The organism is Reyranella sp. CPCC 100927, assembly GCF_007859315.1.
Lineage (GTDB): Bacteria > Pseudomonadota > Alphaproteobacteria > Reyranellales > Reyranellaceae > Vineibacter.
The window spans coordinates 90404-113103 of sequence record NZ_VOHA01000015.1; the positions used below are offsets into that span (position 1 = coordinate 90404).

At 66.4% G+C, this 22700-nt stretch carries 21 protein-coding genes; 11 read left to right on the plus strand and 10 right to left on the minus strand.

The genetic code is table 11. From position 1 onward, the window contains the following. Positions 1-4: 4 nt before the first annotated feature. Positions 5-664, minus strand: coding sequence for a hypothetical protein (locus tag FQU96_RS29655; RefSeq protein ID WP_146544994.1), 660 nt, complete (start codon positions 662-664; stop codon positions 5-7). 185 nt (positions 665-849) lie between these two features. Between FQU96_RS29655 and FQU96_RS29660 the strand changes: the two genes are divergently transcribed. The 3 genes from FQU96_RS29660 to FQU96_RS29670 all read left to right on the plus strand — a co-directional run bounded on the left by FQU96_RS29660 (position 850) and on the right by FQU96_RS29670 (position 3106). Further along, on the plus strand, positions 850-2367 hold the full coding sequence (locus FQU96_RS29660) for a UxaA family hydrolase (protein ID WP_146544995.1): 1518 nt from the start codon (positions 850-852) through the stop codon (positions 2365-2367). Between the two features lie 80 nt (positions 2368-2447). Further along, complete coding sequence (locus FQU96_RS29665) at positions 2448-2633, plus strand: hypothetical protein (RefSeq protein WP_146544996.1); 186 nt, start codon at positions 2448-2450, stop codon at positions 2631-2633. Then, positions 2606-3106 (plus strand): hypothetical protein, encoded by a 501-nt coding sequence (locus FQU96_RS29670; RefSeq protein WP_146544997.1) that lies wholly within the window; start codon positions 2606-2608, stop codon positions 3104-3106. The genes FQU96_RS29665 and FQU96_RS29670 overlap by 28 nt, the downstream gene beginning before the upstream one ends. Before the next feature lie 113 nt (positions 3107-3219). Here the strand turns inward: FQU96_RS29670 and poxB are convergent, their stop codons facing one another. Together poxB and FQU96_RS29680 are read right to left on the minus strand one after the other, a co-directional pair. After that, the gene (gene poxB / locus FQU96_RS29675; protein ID WP_146544998.1) at positions 3220-4956 is read right to left on the minus strand and encodes a ubiquinone-dependent pyruvate dehydrogenase; all 1737 of its coding nucleotides are present in this window, start codon (positions 4954-4956) and stop codon (positions 3220-3222) included. A gap of 107 nt (positions 4957-5063) precedes the next feature. Continuing rightward, on the minus strand, positions 5064-5909 hold the full coding sequence (locus tag FQU96_RS29680) for an AraC family transcriptional regulator (protein WP_146544999.1): 846 nt from the start codon (positions 5907-5909) through the stop codon (positions 5064-5066). Between the two features lie 137 nt (positions 5910-6046). Here FQU96_RS29680 and FQU96_RS29685 point away from each other — a divergent pair, with 137 nt between their 5' ends. From FQU96_RS29685 to zwf, 4 genes are all read left to right on the plus strand, one after another. Beyond that, positions 6047-7288: a cytochrome P450 gene (locus tag FQU96_RS29685; RefSeq protein ID WP_146545000.1), complete on the plus strand. Its 1242-nt coding sequence runs from the start codon at positions 6047-6049 to the stop codon at positions 7286-7288. A 78-nt stretch (positions 7289-7366) separates the two neighbouring features. After that, entirely contained in the window at positions 7367-8395 is a 1029-nt protein-coding gene (locus FQU96_RS29690) for an NADP-dependent oxidoreductase (RefSeq protein ID WP_146545001.1), read from the plus strand. 36 nt (positions 8396-8431) lie between these two features. Beyond that, on the plus strand, positions 8432-9598 hold the full coding sequence (locus tag FQU96_RS29695; RefSeq protein ID WP_218574925.1) for an aromatic ring-hydroxylating dioxygenase subunit alpha: 1167 nt from the start codon (positions 8432-8434) through the stop codon (positions 9596-9598). Continuing rightward, positions 9598-11058: a glucose-6-phosphate dehydrogenase gene (gene zwf / locus FQU96_RS29700; protein WP_146545002.1), complete on the plus strand. Its 1461-nt coding sequence runs from the start codon at positions 9598-9600 to the stop codon at positions 11056-11058. Before FQU96_RS29695 ends, zwf begins: the two co-directional genes overlap by 1 nt. A 55-nt stretch (positions 11059-11113) precedes the next feature. Here the strand turns inward: zwf and FQU96_RS29705 are convergent, their stop codons facing one another. Continuing rightward, positions 11114-11926 (minus strand): alanine--tRNA ligase-related protein, encoded by an 813-nt coding sequence (locus tag FQU96_RS29705; protein WP_255468621.1) that lies wholly within the window; start codon positions 11924-11926, stop codon positions 11114-11116. A 310-nt stretch (positions 11927-12236) separates the two neighbouring features. Between FQU96_RS29705 and FQU96_RS29710 the strand changes: the two genes are divergently transcribed. The 4 genes from FQU96_RS29710 to FQU96_RS29725 all read left to right on the plus strand — a co-directional run bounded on the left by FQU96_RS29710 (position 12237) and on the right by FQU96_RS29725 (position 16259). Next, entirely contained in the window at positions 12237-12653 is a 417-nt protein-coding gene (locus tag FQU96_RS29710; RefSeq protein ID WP_146545004.1) for a response regulator, read from the plus strand. Positions 12654-12762: 109 nt separating this feature from the next. Next, positions 12763-13905, plus strand: coding sequence for an epoxide hydrolase family protein (locus FQU96_RS29715; protein WP_146545005.1), 1143 nt, complete (start codon positions 12763-12765; stop codon positions 13903-13905). A gap of 110 nt (positions 13906-14015) precedes the next feature. Next, on the plus strand, positions 14016-14885 hold the full coding sequence (locus FQU96_RS29720) for an LLM class F420-dependent oxidoreductase (RefSeq protein ID WP_146545006.1): 870 nt from the start codon (positions 14016-14018) through the stop codon (positions 14883-14885). A 120-nt stretch (positions 14886-15005) separates the two neighbouring features. Continuing rightward, the gene (locus FQU96_RS29725; protein WP_146545007.1) at positions 15006-16259 is read left to right on the plus strand and encodes an MFS transporter; all 1254 of its coding nucleotides are present in this window, start codon (positions 15006-15008) and stop codon (positions 16257-16259) included. 100 nt (positions 16260-16359) lie between these two features. Here FQU96_RS29725 and FQU96_RS29730 read toward each other — a convergent pair whose 3' ends face one another. The 6 genes from FQU96_RS29730 to FQU96_RS29755 all read right to left on the minus strand — a co-directional run bounded on the left by FQU96_RS29730 (position 16360) and on the right by FQU96_RS29755 (position 22669). Further along, a complete protein-coding gene (locus tag FQU96_RS29730; protein WP_146545008.1) occupies positions 16360-17880 on the minus strand; it encodes a long-chain fatty acid--CoA ligase in 1521 nt (506 codons plus the stop codon). Positions 17881-17928: 48 nt separating this feature from the next. Continuing rightward, positions 17929-19188 carry an acyl-CoA dehydrogenase family protein gene (locus FQU96_RS29735; RefSeq protein WP_178130780.1) on the minus strand — a complete coding sequence of 420 codons (1260 nt, stop codon included), beginning with the start codon at positions 19186-19188 and terminating at the stop codon, positions 17929-17931. A gap of 10 nt (positions 19189-19198) precedes the next feature. Beyond that, entirely contained in the window at positions 19199-20329 is a 1131-nt protein-coding gene (locus tag FQU96_RS29740) for an acyl-CoA dehydrogenase family protein (RefSeq protein WP_146545010.1), read from the minus strand. 138 nt (positions 20330-20467) lie between these two features. Then, a complete protein-coding gene (locus FQU96_RS29745) occupies positions 20468-20776 on the minus strand; it encodes an extradiol ring-cleavage dioxygenase (protein ID WP_146545011.1) in 309 nt (102 codons plus the stop codon). Between the two features lie 8 nt (positions 20777-20784). Beyond that, entirely contained in the window at positions 20785-21666 is an 882-nt protein-coding gene (locus tag FQU96_RS29750) for a hypothetical protein (protein WP_146545012.1), read from the minus strand. A 109-nt stretch (positions 21667-21775) separates the two neighbouring features. Then, on the minus strand, positions 21776-22669 hold the full coding sequence (locus FQU96_RS29755; RefSeq protein ID WP_146545013.1) for an alpha/beta hydrolase: 894 nt from the start codon (positions 22667-22669) through the stop codon (positions 21776-21778). Positions 22670-22700: the final 31 nt, after the last annotated feature.

Genomic DNA, 22700 nt, shown 5'->3' on the forward strand with positions numbered 1-22700 from the left:
GCCATCAGGGCGTCGCGGTCTGGCGGTCGACGTCGTAGATCACCGACTGTTCGTGCAGCCGGTGCACCTGCTGCCGTGGCAATCGCACGACCTCCGCACTGAAATACTGGGCGTTGCGGTAGGCGCGGTTGGTGACGTCCTTACCGACGCCCTTGCGCCCAGTGTAGGCCTTGTCGGCGATGCGGAAGACGAACTGATCGCCCTCGATCGCTTCGAGCCGCATCAGTCCATACGCCGGCGCTTGCGTGAAGCCCTTGGACACCTTCGACAGGTCGGCACGGTAGATGTCGCCGACGCGCGGCTGGTCGACATATGTCGCCACGTCCTGGTCGTGCTGGTGCGCGAAGACGGCGATCGCGCCGCCCAGGGCGACGAGCAGCGCCAGGCCGACCAGCCAGCCGCGGCGCCGCATGAAGGGAATGGGATCCGTCTTGCCAAGCTTGTCGGCGATGGCGCGCGGCTCAACGATATGGCCGTTGTTGCAGCGTGTGCACTGGCACACGTACTGGCGCTTTGTGACCCAGCTGAAGAGGTACCAGAGATGTGCGTACCGGTAGTTCAGCAGGATCCGGAACGGCTGATTGCCCTGGCATACGGAGCAGGGCCCAACACCTGCGTCGCGAACGGCTTCGACGGAGTTGCCTCCCGATCCCCAGACCAACATGTCAACCTCACGTGTTCGATCGTCGTGGGCCCATATAGTGAGTTCCGTAGAAGTGAGCAACCACTTATTTATTCAGTAAGGTGCGAGGAGTCGCGCGGTTCCGGGGCGGTCACGGGCCGTGCTGGCCGGGTTCGCCCGGCCCGGTCTAGAGTGCGGCAAAGACCGACCATTCGGAGGGTTCGCCCATGACCGCGCCGCTCGCCATCCGTCTGCACGCCGCCGACAACGTCGTCGTCGCCCGCATGGACATCCTGCCGGGTACCGATGTCGAGCCGGGCGTCGCGGCGATCCAGCGTGTGCCACCCGGCCACAAGATCCTGACCGCGCCGGTGACGAAAGGCGAAGCGATCCGCAAGTACAACCAGATCATCGGCTTCGCCACCGAGGATCTGCCGCCGGGCACGCACATCCACACGCACAATTGCGTCATGGGCGACTTCGAGCGCGACTATGCCTTCTGTGCCGATGCGCGACCCACCGATCATGTCCCCGAGGCGCAGCGGGCGACGTTCCAGGGCATCGTGCGTGACGACGGCCGGGTCGCGACCCGCAACTACATCGGCATCGTCACCACGGTGAACTGTTCGGCCGCCACCAGCCGCATGATTGCCAACAAGGTGGCGCCGCTGCTGGAGCAGTTCCCCAACATCGACGGCATCGTGCCGCTCACGCACGGCACCGGCTGCGGCATGGCCTCGACCGGCCTGGAGATCGACGTGTTGCGCCGGACCCTGGCGGGCTACGCACGTCATGCCAACATGGCGGCCGTCGTGGTGCTGGGCCTGGGCTGCGAGGCCAACCAGGTGGCGGGCCTGATGAACGCCGAGAAACTGAACACCGGTCCGAAGATGATCCCGATGACCATCCAGGATGAGGGCGGCGTCTCCAAGACCGTGATGCGCGCCGTGGGCTTCATCAAGGACATCCTGCCGGAGGCCAATGCCGTTGCGCGCCAGACCGTGCCGGCCGGTCACCTGACCCTGGCGCTGCAATGCGGCGGCTCGGACGGCTACTCCGGCATCTCGGCCAACCCGGCGCTAGGCGCGGCGGTCGATCTGCTGGTGCGCCATGGCGGTGCCGCGGTGCTCAGCGAGACACCCGAGATCTACGGTGCCGAGCATCTGTTGACCCGCCGCGCCGTCAGCCGCGAGGTCGGCGAGAAGATCGTCGAGCGCATCCGCTGGTGGGAGGATCACTGCGCCAAGACCGGCGGCGAGATGAACAACAACCCCTCGCCGGGCAACAAGGCGGGTGGGCTCACCACCATCCTCGAAAAGTCGCTGGGCGCGGTGGCCAAGGGCGGCACCACCAACCTGGTCGAGGTCTACAAGTACGCCGAGCCGATCACCGCGCGCGGCTTCGTCTACATGGATACGCCGGGCTACGACCCGGTGGCCGCCACCGGCCAGGTCGCCGGCGGCGCCAACGTGCTCTGTTTCACCACGGGCCGCGGCAGCGTCTTCGGCTGCAAGCCGACACCCTCCATCAAGCTGGCGACCAACAGCGCGCTCTACCGCCGCATGACCGACGACATGGACATCAACTGCGGCACCGTCGTCGACGGCGAGGAGAGCATCCAGCAGGCTGGCCAGCGCATCTTCGACCTCATCCTGCGCGTGGCGTCGGGCGAGAAGACCAAGAGCGAGGCGCTGGGCATTGGCGACGACGAGTTCGAGCCGTGGAAGATCGGCGCCACGATGTGATGGCGATCCGGTCGATCATGTAGCTGTGCAATGAGACTCAAGAACCAGAACCGCTTGCTGAGCGTGTCGCCGAGGCTGCGTTGGCGGCACAGGGCGATGTCAGTATCATCGACGTGTTCCATGGCATCGGGTGGCTCCCGGGGAGCCTGATCGATGACTGGCGGCACGGGCGGGCCGACGACCTCGAAAGCGTCATGCAGATCAACGCGCAACGGATCGACGAGGCCATCCAGCTGCTGTGGTCCTGGTCAAGGCAAAGGGCCTGATCGCGAACGAGGCGGAGTACGTCGCGCGCACCCCGCAGCGGCAGGTTCTGCGTTTCAGTGCCGATGGAAGCCCCGCTGTCGGGCAGGCGTACCGCACGCATTGGATGTCGCCGACACTGTCCGAGAAGAAGCGGGAACGCCTCGTCGAAAAGACGAGCCGTCCGCCGGAGCTGGTCGTCATCCAACCGCTGAACAAGGAATGGAAATGCCATCGCTGCGGCCAGCAGAAGGGCGATCTCCTCATCATGGAGACTCCAGGTCCTTCCTGTCTGCCCTGCGCGGGCCTCGACGATCTGATGTTCCTGGCAAGCGGCGACGCTCTGCTCACGCGCCGTGCCAAGGCGAAGAGTGCCCGCTACGCCGTGGTGGTGCGCTTCAGCCGCACCCGTCGCCGCTATGAGCGACAGGGCCTGCTGGTCGAGCTCAAGGCCTTGGCTGACGCAGAGCGCGAGATCGCCGATCAGGCACGCTGAGCCCACGGCGAACTGCACTCGCGCTCCTGGGAGCGCGGGCCTCCGGCCCGCTCATATCTCTCGGCGCTTCGCACCGATGCGGGCGAGACGCCCGCGCTCCCGGGAAGCCCATCTTAGTGCCACAAGTTGGTGCGGGCGAGATCGACCAGTTCGTCGCCGCGTCCGCTGAACACGGCCTTCAGCATATAGAGCGTGAAACCCTTGGCCATCTCGGCCGTGACGGTCGGTGGGATCGGCAGTTCGGTGCGGGCCACGACCGCATCGACCAGTACGGGGCCGTCGTGCTTCAGGGCCGCCGCGATGCCGCTTTCGACGTCGGCGGGGTCTTCGACCCGGATGCCGCGGATGCCGGCGGCTTCGGCCATCGCCGCGAAGTTCGGGTTCTTGAGTTCGGTGCCGGTGGGCAGGAAGCCGGTGGATTTCTGCTCGACCTCGATGAAACCCAGCGCGCCGTTGTTGAAGACCACGATCTTCGCCGGCAGGCCCAACTGCGGCAGGCTGAGCAGGTCTCCCATCAGCATGGTGAAGCCGCCATCGCCGGACAGCGAGATCACCTGGCGTCCGGGGAATGCCGCCTGTGCGCCGATGGCCTGTGCCATCGCATTGGCCATCGAGCCGTGCCAGAACGACCCCATCAGTCGCCGTTTGCCGTTCATTGCCAGGTAGCGTGCCGCCCACACCGTGGGCAGGCCGACATCGCAGGTGAAGATGGCATCGTCGGTGGCCAGGTCGCTGATGGCCTTGGCGATCTGTTGCGGGTGGATGGGCCGCTTGCCGGGTTTGCCGATAGCGAGCTGGTCGAGATCGCGCCGGGTGCGCTGATAGTGGGCGACAGCCTTGTCCAGGTGGGCGCGGTCGCGCTTCTCGGCCAGCAGTGGCAACAGGGCCTCGATCGTGGCGCGCACGTCGCCGACCAGGCCGAGATCGACCGCCGCGCGCCGGCCGATCTGCCCGGGGCGAATATCGATCTGTGCGATGCGAACGGATTTACCCTTGGGATAGAACTGGCGATAGGGAAAGTCCGTGCCCAGCATCAGCAGGACGTCGCAGTCGAGCATGGCGTAGTAGCCGGACGAAAAGCCGACCAGTCCGGTCATGCCGACGTCGTAGGGATTGTTCCCTTCGACATGCTCCTTGCCTTTCAGGGCATGCACCATCGGCGCCTTGAGCCGCTCGCCCAGCGCCAACAGCGCGTCGTGCGCGCCCTGGCACCCGGAGCCGCACAGCAAGGTCACGCGGGCATCGCTGTTGAGCAGGGCCGCGAGTTTTTCGAGATCATCGCGCGCAGGAACGACGATCGGCTGTCGCGGCAGCAGGCCGGCGGGTTTCGATGGCGGTGCATCCTGTGCGTTCTGAAGCGCGACGTCGCCAGGCAGCACGACCACGGACACGCCCTGCCGGCCGATCGCCTCGCGAATGGCGACTTCCAGCACGCGCGGCATCTGGGCAGGGCTGCCGGCCAGCTCGCTGTAGTGGCTGCACTCGCGGAACAGGTCTTGCGGGTGGGTTTCCTGGAAATAGCCCGAGCCGACCTCGGCCGAGGGAATGTGCGCGGCGATGGCGAGCACCGGCACCCGCGACCGGTGACAGTCGAACAGGCCATTGATCAGGTGCAGGTTGCCCGGACCGCAACTGCCGGCGCAGACCGCAAGCGCGCCGGTCAGGTGCGCCTCGGCACCCGCGGCGAACGCGGCAACCTCTTCGTGTCGCACATGCACCCACTCGATCTTGCCTTGCCGGCGCAGCGCGTCGGTCAGACCATTCAGGCTGTCGCCGACGACGCCATAGATTCTCTTCACGCCGGCGGCGGCGAGGATGGCGGCAAATTGATCAGCTACCGTTTCCGACATCGCCTCTCCTCCAGATCGAAGTGTCTCGACCTTACGTGGGAATTCCATCGAAGTCTGTCGTCCCTGGCGCAGCCAGGATCAACGGCTGCGCCAAGATGTCTCGCCGGTCAGGCGATCGAGGCGGCCCACGTGGCCGGCGTCAGGCCATAGGTGCGCTTGAACATGCGCGACATGTGGCTCTGGTCGGCGAAGCCGGCATCGAGTGCGGCCGTGGCCAAGGGGTGGCCACTCCGGATCAGCCGACGTGCCTGGTCCAGCTGGCGCATCGTACGGAAACGGCTGGGACTGGTGCCGAAAGCGGCGCGGAACTGGCGTGCCAATGTCCAGCGGTCGAGGCCCGAGATGCGTTCGAGCTCGTGGAGGGACAGTGGCGCGGCCGGTTGCGCCACGATCCGGTCGCGGACGCGCGTCAGCGACTCCAGTCGCAACGCCGTGCGGGTACCTGGCGTTCGCGCTGCCCGGCTGAGCATGTCGGCCAGCGCGGCTGCCGTCTCGATCCGGCCGATATCGTCGATCGGATCGTCGAGGCGCCACAGTGCGTGCAACGGAATGCCGTCAAAAACGCGTCGATCGACGACGGGCTCGGCGACGAAGGGCAGCGGCTTGCCGTCGAGCGCCTGTTGGACCAGCGACGGATCGAGGTAGACCATGCGATAGCCGAAACCATCGGTGGTGCCGGCCCGGCCGTCATGCGCCTCATCGGGATGAAGGATGTGGCATTGGCCGGGAAGGCAGTATCTCTGCTCGCCCCGATAGCGGAACGCCTGGACGCCCGACAGGGTGACGCCGATGGCATAGGTGTCGTGGCGGTGCGGTGAAAAGGCTGCACCCGTGAATTGCGCCTCCATGCGCTCGATCCCCGGACCGCCGCGGCCGATGCGGATGCGACTCCGTGCACGCTCATGCAAACCCGCGAGGGCGTGTCCATTGTCCTGGTCGGCCGTGGAGCGCATGCCGTCAGTCTACAGGAATTCAGGCAGTGCGCTGAAGGGACCTGGCGATCGCCGGGCAGCCCGGATGACTTGCCATCCGCGCGGGTCTACGCTGCGGACCAATCGGACATCCCACCCCTGATGCGGGCGAGACGCACATGAATGTCCAGGTCGATGCGCCGCTGCTCGAAGAGCATGTCGCCATAGCGCCGCCCGAGGGCATGGCTGTCTGGGATATCGATCCCTACAGCGACGATGTCCTGGCCGAGCCGGCGGCCTATTACGCCGAACTGCGGGCACGCGGGCCGTTTGTCTACATCCCGCGCTATGCGTTGCTCGCCTGCGGCCGCTACCCGGAGACCAAGGAGGTCTTCTCCGACTGGCAGCGCTTCGTGTCCTCGCGCGGCGTGGGCCTCACCGACTTCAAGCTGGCCAAGCCGTGGCGGCCGCCCAGCATCATCCTGGAGGTCGATCCGCCGGATCATGCCAAGACGCGGTCGGTCATGGTCCGGGTCATGTCGCCGCGTGCGCTCACCGATCTCAGGCAGGCGTTCCAGGCCGCGGCCGACGCGCTTGTCGATGCACTGCTGGCCAAGGGCACCTTCGATGCCGTGCCGGATCTCGCCGAGGCCTATCCGACCAGCGTCTTTCCGCAGGCCGTGGGGTTGACCGAGATCGATACGCGCAGGCTCGTGGACTATGGCGCGATGGTGTTCAACGCGCTGGGGCCCGACAACGCGCTGCGGCGCCGGTCGATGGCCAAGGGGCCGGATGTCGTTCCCTGGATCATGGAACAGTGCCGGCGCGAGCGTCTGGCACCCGGTGGCTTCGGCGCGATGATCTATGCCGCCGCCGACGCGGGCGAGATCACCGAAGCCGAGGCCGGCATGCTGGTGCGCTCGCTGCTGTCGGCCGGTGTCGACACCACGGTGACCGGTATCGGCAATGCGATCTGGTGTCTGGCCGGTCATCCCGGCGAATTCCAGCGGCTGCGGGAGAACCCGCGCCTGGCGCTGCCGGCATTCGAGGAGACATTGCGGATCACGTCGCCCGTGCATTCCTTCTGCCGGACCGCGAACCAGGCCACCGCCGTGAACGGCGTTGCCATTCCGCAGGATGCGAAGATCCTGTGTGTTCTGGGCGCTGCCAATCTCGATCCGGATCAATGGCCGGACGCCGATCGCTTCGATATTGCGCGCCGGCCGGCCGGACACCTGGCATTCGGCGTCGGCATCCACAACTGTGTCGGACAGAATGTCGCCCGCGCCGAAGCCAGTGCGCTGCTCACGGCGATCGCCAACAAGGTCGGCGCGATCGAATTCGCCGGCGCACCGGTCTGGCGGCCGGGGAACGCCATTCATGCACTGGACAGCCTGCCGGTCACATTCAGGGCGCCGTAGAGCGGCGCAGGCTTGCCAAGGGGATGCCGCGGTCGTCTTATCGGCGCATCGTTCAACATCCATCCATGGAAGCTCGTCATGATTCCCAAGACCCATCGCCGCGTCGTCCTGGTGCGCCGGCCGCCGGGTGAGCCGGCCGAAAGTGATTTTCGCATCGAAGAGGTGCCCGTGCCGCAGCCCGGCCCGCGCGAGGTGCTGGTGCGTGTCATCTACATGTCGCTCGATCCGTACATGCGCGGCCGCATGCGCGATGCAGCGTCCTATGCCGCGCCGGTCGGCATCGGCGAGGTGATGACCGGCGGCACGGTGGGCGAGGTGGTGGCGTCCAACCATCCCGGCTTCAAGCCTGGCGATATCGTGGAAGACCGCCTGGGTTGGCAGGAGTACGCGATCGGCGGCGGCCCGGCGTTGCGCAAGATCGATCCGTCGATCGCGCCGATCTCGACCGCCAACGGCGTGCTGGGCATGCCCGGCATGACGGCGTATTTCGGCCTGCTCGAGGTCGGCCGGCCCAAGCCGGGCGAGACGGTCGTGGTGTCGGCTGCGTCGGGTGCCGTCGGCCAGGTCGTGGGCCAGATCGCCAAGATCATGGGCTGTCGCGCGGTCGGTATTGCCGGTGGTGCTGCCAAGTGCGCCTTCGTCAAGGACACGCTCGGCTTCGATGCCTGCGTTGACTACAAAGCCGGCGGCGATCTCGACGCGGCCTTGCAGGCGGCCTGTCCCGACGGCATCGATGTCTATTTCGACAATGTCGGTGGCGTCATCACCGATGCCGCGTTGCGCCTTCTCAACGCCTACGCGCGCGTCTCGCTGTGTGGCTCGATCTCGCAGTACAACGCCGCAGCACCCGAGATGGGGCCGCGGCTGCTGGGTACGTTCGTCGGCAAGCGGGTCACGGCGCGCGGTTTCATCGTGACGGACTTCGCCGCCCACTACGGTCCGGCGCTGCGTCAGATGGGTGCCTGGATCAAATCCGGCCAGCTGAAATTCCGCGAGGATGTCGTCGAGGGAATCGACAAGGCACCACGCGCGTTCATCGGCCTGCTGCGGGGCGAGAATTTCGGCAAGCTGCTGGTGAAGCTGGGACCGGAACCGGGCGGCCGATAGCCCGCCGTCAGCCAGACGATCATCGCGGGGTGCGGTTTGTACGAAGCGAGTCTGCCGGCTTGGACCTACAGCGACCCGCGGTTCTTCGAACGGGAGCGGGCGGCGATCTTTCGTCTGGCATGGCACATCATGGGCCATGCCAGCGAGGTGCCCCACGCCGGCGACTACATCACGCTCGACATCCTGGGCGAGCGTGTCGTGACGGTGCGCGATGCTCAGGGCACGTTGCGCAGCTTCCACAATGTCTGCCGCCACCGCGCGGCCCGACTGGTGTCGCAGGCGCGTGGCCATTGCGGGGCGCGCCTGGTCTGCCCCTATCACGCCTGGACCTATGGCCTCGACGGACGCGTGGCGGGCGTGCCGTCCTGGCAGGGCTTTGAAGACCTCGACAGGTCGGCCTACAGCCTGCATCCGGTGGAGCAGGAGATCTTCCGGGGCTTCATTTTCGTGCGCTTCGCACCGGGGCTGCCCTCCGTCGCCCAGATGATGGCGCCCTACACCCACGAACTGGAACCATACGCACTGGAAAAGCTGGTGCCACAGGGGCGCGTGACCTTGCGGCCGCGGCCGGTGAACTGGAAGAACGTCGCCGACAACTATGCCGATGGTCTGCATATCGGCGTCGCCCATCCCGGCCTCACGCGCCTGTTCGGGACCAGCTACCGCATCGAGGCGCGCGACTGGGTCGACAAGATGTCGGGCGACGTGCAGGCCGTCCCATCGACGAACTGGTCCGAGCGTGCCTACCAGCGCCTGCTGCCGGCGTTGACCGAGGTGCCAGCCGATTGCCGGCGACGCTGGGCCTACTACAAGCTATGGCCCAACGTCGCCTTCGACGTCTACCCCGACCAGGTCGATTTCATGCAGTTCATCCCGGTCTCGCCCACTGAGACCCTGATTCGGGAGATCGCCTATGTGCTGCCCGGCGCCAACCGCGAGATGAGGGCGGCGCGCTACCTGAACTGGCGCATCAACCGCCAGGTGAATGTCGAGGACACGGTGCTGATTGAAGGCGTGCAGGGCGGCATGGCCTCGTCGTGCTACACCACCGGTCCGCTGTCGCCGAAGGAAGTGTGCCTGCGTGCGTTCGCCGATCGAATGCGCGCCTTGATCCCGGAAGCCCGTCACGAACGGCCGCCGTCCGCGTCCTCGCAGAGTCACGATTCCCCGGTATCAGGGGGCCACAGCAAGATGGAGCGGTGATGAGAAACGCGTCGCAGGTCGGGCCGGGACAGCCTCAGGTCGTCGTTCTCGTGGGGGCCACCGGCGATCTGGCACGGCGCAAGCTGCTGCCCGGCCTGTTCCGTCTCGCCAGCGCCGGGTTCATCCCCGGCTGCCGCATCATCGGTGTCTCGCTGGAAGATCTCGACGACGACGGCTTTCGTGCCATTGCCCACGAGGCGCTGACGCAGTTCTCCAGCCATAAGCCGAACGGCGAGGAATGGCCTGCCTTCGCCCGGACCCTGGCCTATGTCCCGCTGTCGGCTGGCGCCGGTGCCCTGAAGGCAGCGGTCGCGGCGGCCGAGCGTTCGTTGGACGGCGAGAGCCGGCGCGTGCACTATCTGAGCGTGCCGCCCAACGCAGCGCTGTCGGCCGTACGGTTGCTGGCGGACGCCGGGCTCGTCGAGCGATGCCGGATCATCATGGAAAAGCCCTTCGGCACCGATCTCGCCAGCGCCGTGACCTTGAACGCGCGCTTGCATGAGGTCTTCGCCGAAGAGCAGATCTTCCGGATCGATCATTTCCTGGGCAAGGAAGCGGCGCAAAACATCCTGGCGTTCCGCTTCGGCAACGGCCTGTTCGAGCCGATCTGGAATCGCAACTTCATCGACCACGTGCAGATCGATGTCCCCGAGACCTTGGGTCTGGGTAAGCGTGCCGCTTTCTACGAGGCGACCGGCGCGTTTCGCGACATGGTGGTGACGCACCTGTTCCAGATCCTCGCCTTCATGGCGATGGAGGCACCGACGTCGCTCGAGCCGGCACCGATCAGCGAGGAGAAGAACAAGGTCTTTCGCAGCCTGGTGCCGATCGATCCCCGCAACGTCGTGCGCGGCCAGTATGCCGGGTATCGCGGCGAAGAGGGGGTCGATCCCGAATCGGACACCGAAACCTTCATCGCCTTGAAGTGCGCGATCGACAACTGGCGCTGGGCCGGCGTGCCGTTCTTCCTGCGCACCGGCAAGCGGCTGGCCGAAGGGCAGCGGATCATTTCCATCGCGTTCCGCGAGCCGCCCAAAAGCATGTTCCCGCCCGGGTCGGGAGTCGGCGCCCAGGGGCCGGATCACCTGACCTTCGACCTGGCGGATGCCGCCAAGATGTCGCTGTCGTTCTACGGCAAACGGCCTGGCCCCGGCATGCGCCTGGACAAGCTGAGCATGCAGTTCGCCATGCGCGACACGGGGTGGGCCGGCGACGTGCTGGAAGCCTACGAACGCCTGATCCTGGACGCGATGCGCGGCGATCACACGCTGTTCACGACCGCCGAGGGCATCGAACGCCTGTGGCAGGTGTCGGCGCCGTTGCTCGAAGCACCGCCGCCGGTCCGGCTCTATTCGCCGCAGTCATGGGGCCCGAAATCCATCCACCAGCTGGTGGCACCCCACGCCTGGCGGCTGCCCTTTGAAAGGGCCTGGCGCGACCCCAATCACCTGGGCAGCTGACCGGGATGCTTCGGTCCCGCCGGGCTGCGTCAGCGCAACCCGGCGGAATCGGTGCCTATGTGTCCTCGACGTCCGCAAGGACGATGCCATGGGTGTCGAACCACCACGCCGCCGACATGCCGGGATGCCGTGGTGCCAGGCGATGGTACATCGCGCGCAGCCGCTCCTGGCGCTGGCGCTCGGCGTGGAACACCGGGTGGTCCAGCGTGCCGCCTTGCCGCCACAGGGTGCGCAACAGGCGCCGCAGCGCATAGCCCTGCGCCTTGTTGCCGGGTACGTAGCCGGCATCCAGGATGGCGCTGATGCCCTCGCGCAGGAGATCGACCGCGGACGGCGGTGGCACGCCCAGCACGTGCTCCAGCCGCTGAAGGCCGAACCCGACATCGAGGCAATCGCCGCGTGGGTTCACGATGTTGCCGATCTCGATGTCGCCGACATAGAACTCGGTGCAGTAGCCGCCCGTCCCACCGTCCGACCACGTGCAATCGGGATCAGGCCGCACCTCGATATCGGCGGGATGCAGGTCGCGCCACAAGGCCGTCCTGTCGGGGTGGACCGTGACGTGCGTCGGCGTGATGCCGATGCGGCGCAGGTAAGCGTGCCAGAACGCGATGCCGTCGCCGACCGCCATCTGGCGGAAGGAGAACAGCCCCATCATGTCGAAGCGCAGGCAGTGCGTGCCATCGCCGACCTCTTCGAGGTCGTTCAGGCGCAGGCAGGACTGGATGTTGGCGACGGTGCCGACATAGCTGGTGTCGGCGAACAGCGACTTGAAGCGCTGCATGCCCGCGGAGATGAAGAGTGTACTGTCGTCACCCTCAGGCGGGCGAACCGAGGTGTTGAGCTCAAGAGGAATATCCGCATCCAAGCAGTGCTGGCGATATTCCTCGATCAGGCGTCCCGCAGTGTCATGGCAACCTCCTCGACTGTGCCGCCGGCGGGATGCCGGGCGGACCGGACATGAATATGGTGTACGCGTTCGAAAAAATCACGCCTTTCGGGCTCATATGAGCGAGCATTCGCCACTGTCCGGTCGTCCCGATTTGCGGATCGGGATCGGGTCAATTTGGAGTATTTCGGCGCCGACAGGACAGGATTCCAGCATATAGTCGGCACAATTCAGTCGGGTTTTGATTATTCACTAATGCCATGGGATGCGGTGAGTGGGACAAGCGCTCATGAAGATTCTTCTGGTCGACGATGAACCTGAGATCCTGGACGAGCTTCGTGGGATCCTGAGCCGTCGAGGTCATACCGTGATGTGTGTCGATGGTGCGATGGCGGCGATCCACACGCTGGGCCAGAACGGGCCGTTCGACGTGCTGCTGACCGACATTCGCATGCCCGACGGCAGCGGTATCGATGTCGTGCGGGCCTGCCTCGACCTGGACCACAAGCCGGCGACCTTCGTGATGTCGGGTCACGCCAGCGAAGAGGAGATCGCGCGGGCGCGGGAGGAAGGGGCACTGGACTATTTCCCCAAACCGATCGCCTTGCGCGCTTTGATGGAGGTCCTGGCCGATTTGACCGGAAACCAGGCCCGCAACGCCATGACCGCCGTCAGGCGTGTACCCCGGACAACGCGCCGCCATTGATGGCGGGATGGCATTTGTCGACTCCATAGTCACTCTCGGTCATTTGCCGCGCGCGGGTATCACCGGCTAACCTGTTCGTACGAGGATACGAACATTCCGGAGGAACCCGATGCCCGGCGCCGTGACGCCTTTCCGTATCGCCATCGGCGACGATATCTTGGACGACCTGCGCGCCCGCTTGCGTAAGACCCGCTGGCCGGAGGCCGAGTTGGTCGGCGACTGGAGCCAGGGCGCGCCGCTGACTTGGATCCAGGAGATCTGCCGCTACTGGGCCGAGGAATACGACTGGCGCCGCCGCGAGGCGCTGCTCAACCGCTTCGCGCAGTTCACCACCGCGATCGACGGGCTCGATATCCACTTCATCCATGCGCGCTCGCCGCACGCCAACGCCATGCCGCTGATCATCACCCACGGCTGGCCGGGCTCCATCGTCGAGTTCCACAAGGTGATCGAGCCGCTGGTCGATCCGACCGCCCACGGTGGCGATGCGGCCGATGCGTTTCATGTCGTTTGCCCGTCGCTACCGGGCTTCGGCTTCTCGGCCAAGCCCACGGCCACCGGCTGGGGTGTCGACCGCATTGCGGCGGCCTGGGCGGCGCTGATGGATCGTCTCGGCTACGCCCGTTACGGCGCCCAGGGCGGTGATTGGGGGTCGGCGGTGACCGCTTCGCTCGGCACGCAGGATCCCCAGCATTGCGCCGGCATCCACGTGACCCTCGCCATGGCCAGCCGGCCCAATGTCCAGGGTGCACCGACGCCGCAGGAGGCGCGGGCCCTGAAAGGGATCAAGGACTACGCCGACTGGGATTCGGGATACTCCAAGCAGCAATCGACCCGGCCGCAGACGTTGGGCTATGGCCTGACCGATTCGCCGGCCGGCCAGGCAGCCTGGATCCTGGAAAAGTTCTGGGCCTGGACCGATTGCGACGGGCACCCCGAGAACATCCTCGGCCGTGACGAACTGCTCGACAACGTCATGCTTTATTGGGTGACGGCCACGGCCACGTCATCGGCCCGCCTCTACTGGGAAAGTTTCCGGCCCGGGACTCGGGCGTTCGACAAGATCACGGTGCCGACCGGTGTTGCGGTGTACCCCAAGGAGATCGTGACGCCGGTGCGGCACTGGATGGAAGACCGCTACGTCAACATCCGCCACTGGCGCGAGATGCCCAAGGGCGGTCACTTCGCGGCGTTCGAGCAGCCCGGTCTGTTCGTCGAGGACGTGCGCGCCTACTTCCGGACGTTGCGCTGACGCGACCGCTCACGCCGGCTGCCGCCCGAATGCCAGCCATGACAACAAGCGCACAGTAAGCGGCGGCGCTTTGGGCCAAGCTGCGGCAACGAACCAGGAGGAACCGGCCCATGAAGATCGGCGTTTTTTCCACGTTCATGTCACCGCTGGCGACGCCGCAGATGATCCGCGATTTCGGCCGGCGTGCCGAGGATATCGGGTTGGAATCCATCTGGATGGGCGAGCACGTGGCGCTGTTCGACAAGAACACCTACGGCTATCCCGGTTCGAAGGACGGCCGCATTCCCGTTCCCGATGGCGGCGGCATGCTGGATGTCACCGCTACCTTCGGCTTCCTGGCTGCCGCCACGAAGTCGGTGCGCTTCGGTACCGGTGTGGCCTTGGTGCCGCAGCGCAACCCGATCTACACCGCCAAGGAGATGTGCACGCTCGACTGGCTGTCGGACGGGCGCATCGATTTCGGCATCGGCGTGGGATGGAACAAGGAGGAGGTCGAGGCCTGCGGCTATCGCTGGGAAGATCGCGGTGCGCGCTGCGATGAGTTCCTCGAAGTCATGCGGCGCCTGTGGACCGAGCCGGTCGTCGACTTCACCGGCAAGTGGGTGAAATTCGAGACCATGCGCATGGATCCCAAGCCGATCCAGAAGCCGCACATCCCGATCATCGTCGGTGGCTATGCCGACGCAGCGATGCGCCGTGCCGTGCGCTTCGGCGCCGGCTGGTACGGCTTCAACCGCGATCCGGCCGGCACGAAGCAGATGCTGGACCAGCTCGACGCGGCGTTCGCCAAGGCCGGCCGCAAGCGCGACAAGGCGTTCCAGATCATCATCACGCCGCCGGTGTCGATGTCGGTCGACGCGATGCAGGCCTATGCCGATGTCGGCGTCGATCGCCTGGTGGTGAATCTCGGCAGCCAGCGGCCCGAGCGTGTGGGCCCGCGCCTGGCCGAGATCGAGACGCTGGTGAAAAGAGCGGGATGAAGGGGTCGAAATCATGCCCCTGGGAGCGCGGGCCTCTGGCCCGCTCAAGGCGAAGGCGTTGCTCTCGCCTGACATGAGCGGGCGGGACGCCCGCGCTCCCAGGTTCAGTCTGATCCACGCATGAGCCTCACCGCGCGGGTACCGGCGTTGGCGCCGTTCGGCGTCCGCAGCTTTCGTTTCCAGTGGCCGGCCGATCTCGCCGCCTCGTGGGCGTTCGAGATGGAGACGCTGATTCTCGGCTGGTACATGCTGGTCGAGACCGGCTCCGTCGTCATGCTGGCGCTGTTCGGCTCGCTGCAGTTCCTCGGCACCCTGGTGGCGCCGTTGTTCGGCGTGGCCGGTGATCGCATCGGCTACCGCAATCTGCTGTGCCTGATGCGCGTGGCCTATGCCCTGCTGGCAGCCATCCTGATGGTGCTCTTCTTCACCGGGACCGCGACCCCATCTGCCGTTTTTGCCGTTGCCCTGGTGGCGGGCACCATCCGACCTTCCGATCTCGTGATGCGCAACGTGCTGATCGGCGACACGATGCCGGCGGGTCTGCTGATGCAGGCCATGGGCGTCTCGCGCACCACGATGGATTCCGCCCGCGTCGCCGGTGCGCTGGCGGGCGCCGGCCTGGTCGCGACCGTAGGCATGGGCTCCGCCTATATCGCGGTGTGCGGCTTCTACGTGCTGAGCGTCCTGCTGACCCTGGGTGTTGCCGGCGGCGGTGCGTACGGTACGTCAGGGACCGTCGCCGCGCGCACGTCGCCGTTGCACGACCTGCGCGCAGGCCTTGCCTATATCTGGGCGACGCCGCCGCTGCGGGCGACCATGTATCTGGCGTTCCTCGTCAACCTTACGGTCTTCCCGCTGACCGGCGCGCTGCTGGCGCATGTCGCCAAGGACATCTATCACCTCGATCAACGCGGGCTAGGGTGGCTGGTCGCCAGCTTCGCCGGCGGCGCGCTGATCGGATCGATCGCGCTCAGTGTCCGTGGCGCGGCGATCCATCCGGCGCGGATCATGCTGGTGTTCGGCGTGCTGTGGTACGCCGCAACCATCGCCTTCGCCTGGGTGCGCGAACCGGTGCTGGGCAGCGCCATTCTGCTGTTCGCCGGCCTGGTGCAAAGCCTGTGCATGGTGCCGATGGCTGTTGCCCTGCTGCGCACCGTTCCGGCGCCGCTGCGCGGCTGCATCATGGGTGTGCGCATGCTGGCGGTGTACGGCTATCCCGTTGGCCTGCTCGCCGCCGGGCCGCTGATCGAGCGCTTTGGCTTCGCGGCGACGGCCAGTGCTTATTGCGTGATCGGTCTCGGATTTCTCCTGGTCATCGCCGTGCGCTGGCGCGAGCACCTCTGGCGCACCGACGCCGTCGCCAATACGGTGTAGTGGTGGCGAACACGTCATCCCGAGCGCAGCGAGGGATCTCCCGCGATTGACGCTGTGCGCCTTTTCGAGAAGATCCCTCGCTGTGCTCGGGATGACAGTGCTACGTCCGCGGCAGCTGGTGCTTCAGGACCTTGCCGGTCGCGTTGTGGGGCAGTTCGTCGAGAAAGCGCACTTCCTTGGGCACCTTGTAGCGCGCCAGCTGAGAGCCGCAGTGCTGCAGCACGGCCTCGTCGTCGAGGTTGGCGCCCGGCTTGAGCACGACATAGGCGCGGCCGACCTCGCCCCACTTCTGGTGCGGCACACCGACCACGGCGTTCTCCAGCACGCCGTCGAGCTGATAGATCACGTTCTCGACTTCGGCCGGGTAGACGTTCTCGCCGCCGGAGATGAACATGTCCTTCCAGCGATCGACGATATAGTAGTAGCCGTCCTCGTCCTGGCGCGCCGCATCGCCGGTGTGCAGCCAGCCGTCGGTGAAGGCGGCACGATTGGCTTCCGGTCGGTTCCAATAGCCCGGCATCACCGTCGGGCCCTTGATCATCAGCTCGCCGGTCTGGCCACGCGGCACCTCGTTGCCCTCAGGATCGCAGATCTTCAGCCGCACGTAGAGCGGCGGCAGGCCGGACGAGCCGACCTTGGCCAGCGCCTGGTCGCCCGACAGCATCAGGCCCAGCGGCCCGGTCTCGGTCATGCCCCAGCCTTGCTGCAGCATGATGCCCTTGCGGCCGTACTCCTCGATCAGCGCCAGGGGTGCCGCGGCGCCGCCGACGCCGATGCAGACGATATGGGACAGGTCGGCGCTGGCGAAGCCGGGTTCCTGCGCCAACATCAGGAAGTTGGTGGGCACGCCCAGCAGGTGGGTGAGATGCAGCTGCTTGTCGGTCAGCAGGCGCAGGAACATTGCCGGATCGAAGCTGCGCATCACCACGTTGCAGCCGCCGGTATGGAAGGTCGGGTTGGCGTAGACGTTCAGTCCGCCGGTGTGGAAGGTCGGCAGGAACACCAGGTTCTTGGACTGCGCCGTCAAGCCGACGGTCATGGCGCATTGGATGGCGTTGAAGGTGCACATCCGGTAGGTGATCTGCGCACCCTTGGGCCGCCCTGTCGTGCCCGACGTGTACATAATGGTCCAGGTGTCATCGAGATCCATCACCGGCGGCGAGAGGTCGCCCGTCGCCGCCGCCAGGCCGGCCTCGTAGGCACTGGGTTTGCCGTTGGCGAGGTTGGCGCTGTGCGGCACGCCGGCCAGGCGCGCGATCTGCGCAGCGGCATCGGCGAACTCATCGCCGAAGATCAGCACGCCGGGTGTGGCGTCCTTGCAGATGAACTCGAGCTCGGGCACGGCCAGCCGCCAGTTCAGCGGCAGGAAGATCGCGCCCAGCCGGCGACAGGCGAACTGCAGCTCGAAGACATCCGTGTCGTTCATGCTGAGCACGGCGACGCGATCGCCCTGGCGGACACCGAATGCCGTCTTCAGCCAGCGCGCGGCGCGACCGATGCGGTCATCGAACGCGGCATAGGTGAAGCGCCGGTCGGAGGCCAGATCGTGTGCCGCCGGCGCCTGCGGCATGAAGCGGGCGTGATGGGCAATCCAGTCTTCTGCTGCAATCCCTGACGTCATGCGTTTCCTCTTTTTTGCTCCTCTCCCGCTTGCGGGAGAGGTGAAAACCTACGACGAGACGATGTTGCGGGGCACGTCGCGGAACGGCTTGTTGGTGTCGACGCTGGGCTCCTTGGGCATGCCCAGCACGCGCTCAGAGATGATGTTGCGCTGGATCTCGTCCGTGCCGCCGGCGATCGAGCCGCCGGGTACCGACACCAGGATCTCGGCGATCACGCCGCCCAGCGTGCCGTCCTCGCCGCTCAGCAACGCGTTGGCGCCATCGATGTGCGTGTGAACGCGTGCTGCCGCGCGCGCCACGTGACTCGATACCAGCTTGCCCAGCGATCCCTCCGGTCCCTGCGGCCGCCCCAGCTCCTGCGCTGCACGGGCGCGGCGTGCCGTCCACTCCGCCGTCTTGGCCATGATCAGCAGCTTGGCGATGTCCTGCCGCACCACGGGGTCTTTGATCTTGCCGGTGGCCTTGGCCCGCTCCAGCACCAGGTCGACGCGGCCGGCGCGCTGCGGATACCACTTGTAGGGCTCCATGGTCGTCGCGATCTCGGCCCGCTCTTCCTCGTAGATGCGGCCCTTGCGATCCGACGCCGTGGCCCAGCTGCGCAGGCTGTCGGCGCCGCGCCGCTCGTGCATCAAGGTCGTCGTCGCCACCTTCCAGCCGTCGCCGACATCGGAGACCAGGAACTCGGGCTCGACGATGGCGTCGGTGAAGAACACCTGGTTGAACGAGGCGTGCCCGTTCATCTGCCTGAGCGGATGCACCTCCACGCCAGGCTGCTTCATGTCGAGGATGAAGTAGGCCAGCCCCTTGTGCTTGGCCACGTCCCAGTTGGCGCGCGCCAGCAGCAGGCCCCAGTGCGCCTTGTGGGCACTGGTGGTCCATACCTTCTGGCCGTTGATCACCCAGTGATTGCCCTTGAAGTCGGCGCGCGTCACGGCGCCGGCCAGGTCCGAGCCGCTGCCCGGCTCGCTGAACAGCTGGCACCAGGTATCCTCGCCGGTGAGGATCCGCCTGAGGTACTTCTCCTTATGGAAGTCGGTGCCGTGCGCCAGGATGGTAGCCGCCGCCAAGGTGCGGATGCCGGCCTTGGCGACGCCGATCGCGCCGATGCGCCGGAACTCGTCGTCGACGACCGGCACCAGCGCTTCGGGCAGGTCCCGCCCGTACCATTTCTTCGGCCAATGCGGCACACCCCAGCCCGAATCGGCGAGCTTGTTGCGCCAGTCGACCAGGCCCAGGTCCGGGCTCCAGTTGGCTTCCAGCCACGCCCGCACCTCGGCGCGGACCGTGTCTTCCGTCGGTTCGCTCATGAGCGGTCTCCTAGTGTCCCCAGGCCTGGAGCATCCGCTCGCGATGCTCGTTGGCATCGCCGAACAGGATTTCCGAGCTCTTGGCGCGTTTGAACCAGAGGTGGGTGTCGTTGTCCCAGGTGAAGCCGATGCCGCCATGCATCTGGATGGCGTGGATCGCCGTCTGCAGATAGGCCTCGGCGGCGCTCGCCTTGGCCAGTGAGGCGATCGCCGGCAGATCGTCGTCGCCGTCGTCCAGCGCCGTGGCGGCGTAGTAGGCGGCCGACTTCGCCAGCTCGACGTCGACCAGCATGTCGGCGGCCTTGTTCTTGGTGGTCTGGAACGAGGCGATCGAGCGGCCGAACTGCATGCGCATCTTGACGTAGTCCAGTGCCGCCTGACGCAGCTTCTCGGCGCCGCCCACCATTTCGTTGGCGAGCAGCACGTTGGCCTGCTGCAGGGTCTTGGCGAAAGGTCCCGCCGCTGCACCCGCGTCGCCCAGAAGCTCGGCCTCGACGCCGGCGAACTGCAGTCGCGCCAGCTTGCGAGTCTCGTCCATGGTCTTGAGCCGCCGCCGCTGCAGCCCCTTGGCGTCACCTGAGACGGTGAAGAACGACAGCCCGCTTTCGCCGCTCGACCCGGGGCTGCGGGCCAGCACGACGATCAGATCGGCGGTGTGACCGTCCAGCACGAAGCTCTTGATGCCATCCAGGCGCCAGGCACCGCCTGACGGCGTCGCGGTCATGGTGACGCCGGCGCCGTCGTTGCGGCCGTCGTCTTCCGAGAATGCCAGCGTCGCGGTGACATCGCCGGCCGCGATCGCCGGCAGCAAGGCCTGCTTCTGCGCTTCGCTTGCGGCATTCAAGATCGCCGTCGTCGCCAGGACAGCAGTCGAGAAGAACGGCGCGCACAGCAGGCCGCGTCCCATCTCCTCCAGCACGATGGCGAGCTCGGCATGGCCGAAGCCCTGGCCGCCGTAGGCTTCCGGGATGAGGATCGCTGTGAGCCCCAGCTCCTGGTTGAGCTTCTTCCAGGCGTCGCGGTCAAAGCCCGCGTCGGTCGCCATCAGGCGCCGGACTTCCGATACCGGTGAGCGCGCGTCCAGCAAGCGCCGCACGATGGTGCGGAACTCCTCCTGCTCGTGCGTGAAACTGAATCGCATGGCCAACCCTCCCGGCATTCGGCAGGGATACCATACAAATCGCTGCGCCCGCGTGGGTCGTCAAACGCGTAATGCCGGCATGCGCGCCGACGCATTCCGCGAGGCGGTCGGTCGCTTTTGCGGGTGCGCTCCCGGCGCTTAGGTGACCGGCCCTTTGCCCTGCAGCGACTCGACCAGCTTGTTGACGGCGACGGTGGCGCCCTTGCCGGCCTCGTTGCCGAAGATCAGGCGCGCCAGCTGGCCGCCGAGATAAGGATGCAGGCCGATGTCGTACAGCGTGCGGAAATCGCGGGTTTCGATCGCGTACCGTTCATCCTGGCGCAGCGGATAGCGATCGAGCACGCCGGCTTCGTTGAGGACGAATTCCTCGCGCAAGGCCGGTGACCATTTCAGATCCTGGATCAGGTCGTGCGTTGCCAGCGACGGGTCGAATCTTTCAAGGCCCATGACATCCCTCACTCGGCCGCGGCGCGCAGCTTGGGCTGGTTGGCGTCCATGTCCCACTGCACGGCACCGACGCCGCATTTGAACTCCCGATGCGCGGCATAGCCGAAGCTCTTGCCCGGTCGCGGGCCGATCGCGCCCAGCACGACGACCCAGGCCAGCAACTCGGCGGTACCGCTGGACCCGGCCGCTTCCATCCTCTCCAGGGTCAGCTCGCGCAGCAGTCGGTCGTGATCGCCCGAGGCCACGAGATCGAGGAACCAGCGGTCGAAGTCTTCATCGATGAAGTAGTAGCGCGAGCCGCCCGGTTCGTGACTCAAGCCGCCGGAGCCCAGCAGACCAACCCGCATGTCGGCGGGCAGGTCGTTGCGGATGAAATCACCCAGCGCCTGGCCGACCGCATAGCAACGGTGCTGATCGGGGATCGGCGGCACGGTGCAATTCTGCAGCACCGGCACGATCGGAACGCCCGACCCCTCGATGTCGGTCAGCAGCACCGGGACCGAGATGTTGTCGTCGAACTTCAGGTTCTCGTGCTGGGCGAACATGCGGATGCCACGCTTCGTCATGCCGCCAAACAGCGCGGCGGCGATATCCGGTGCGCCTTTTACCGTGTAATCCCGGCAACCGATCCACGGTTTGAACCACTCATAGGGCCCACGATGCTCGCCCGCCATGCCGATGAGGAAGTCGGGATAGGCACGGATGCGGCTGTTGGCGAGATGATCATTGGCGAAAATGATCAGCACATCGATCGCCGAGGACGCGATCGCCTCGCCAAGGCTGCGGTAGGTATGGGCCACCACGTCCTTGACCGGACCTGGCGCCGTCTGCATCAACCCGATCAAACCCGGCGCGTGCGGTGCGCCGGCAGCGAACCTGATCTCGGCCATGGCCTTGTCCTCCTGGTCCGAACTGTATCTCCAGTGCCGGCATTGTCATCCAAAACCGCGTGATGGCGCGGTAGCGTGTGATACCGACCATTCCCGGCGGGGCTGCCCGCTACTGGCGGATCGCCGGCAGGTGCTGGCGGAACCAGCCGCTGGTCTCGCGTATCACGTCGTCGAAAGCGGGTTGGGTATAGACTTGGTAGTGGCCGACACCCGGCAGCACGACCAGCTTCTTGGGTTCGCCGGCTTTGTCGAACAGCGACCGGCAATCCTCGGGCGGTACGAGGCGATCATCGCCGGCAGCGATCAGCAGCAGCGGCCGCGGGGCGATCTTGTCCACCACCCACTCGGGGTGGAATGACAACGTCTCGTCGATGTATTCCAGCGGAATCGTGCCGACCGCGTTGGGGTTGGCGGCGCGGGCCTTGGCCGCCAGTTCGGCCGACTGGCGGTCCGGCAACAGGACGTCCTCACGGGCGACGAACTCGGATTCGCCTGTCAGCACCCGCCGTTCGCGATCCTTTTCGGCACGGGCCAGCAGGTCGAACCACTCGTCGGGCCGCCTCACGCTGCGCATCCAGCGCCCGCCGTGTCCCATGCCGACGACGCCGACCGTGCACGTCACGCGCTCGTCGATGGCTGCGGTGAATACCACCGTGGCGCAGCCGTAGCTGGTGCCGTAGAGCCCGATGCGCTGCTTGTCGCACGACGGCTGGAGGCCGAGGAAGGTGATCGCGGCCTGCACGTCGGCAACCCGGCTGAAGGGGGCCAGCCGGCTGCGCGCACCCTCGCTTTTGCCCCAGCCCTTGTAATCGAACGTCAGCACGACATAGCCGACCTGGTTCAGGGCCGCGGCGTTGTCGGGCAGGTAGAGGTCCTTCACGCCGGTGTAGCCGTGGCACAGGACGATTCCGGCCCGTTTTTCGCCCGGCCTCAGGTCGTCGGGCAGGAACAGATCGCCGTCGAGCTTCACGCCTTCACTGTAGAACGATACGGACTGACGCATGGACCAGACTCCCCAGCGGAATGCGGCGCCG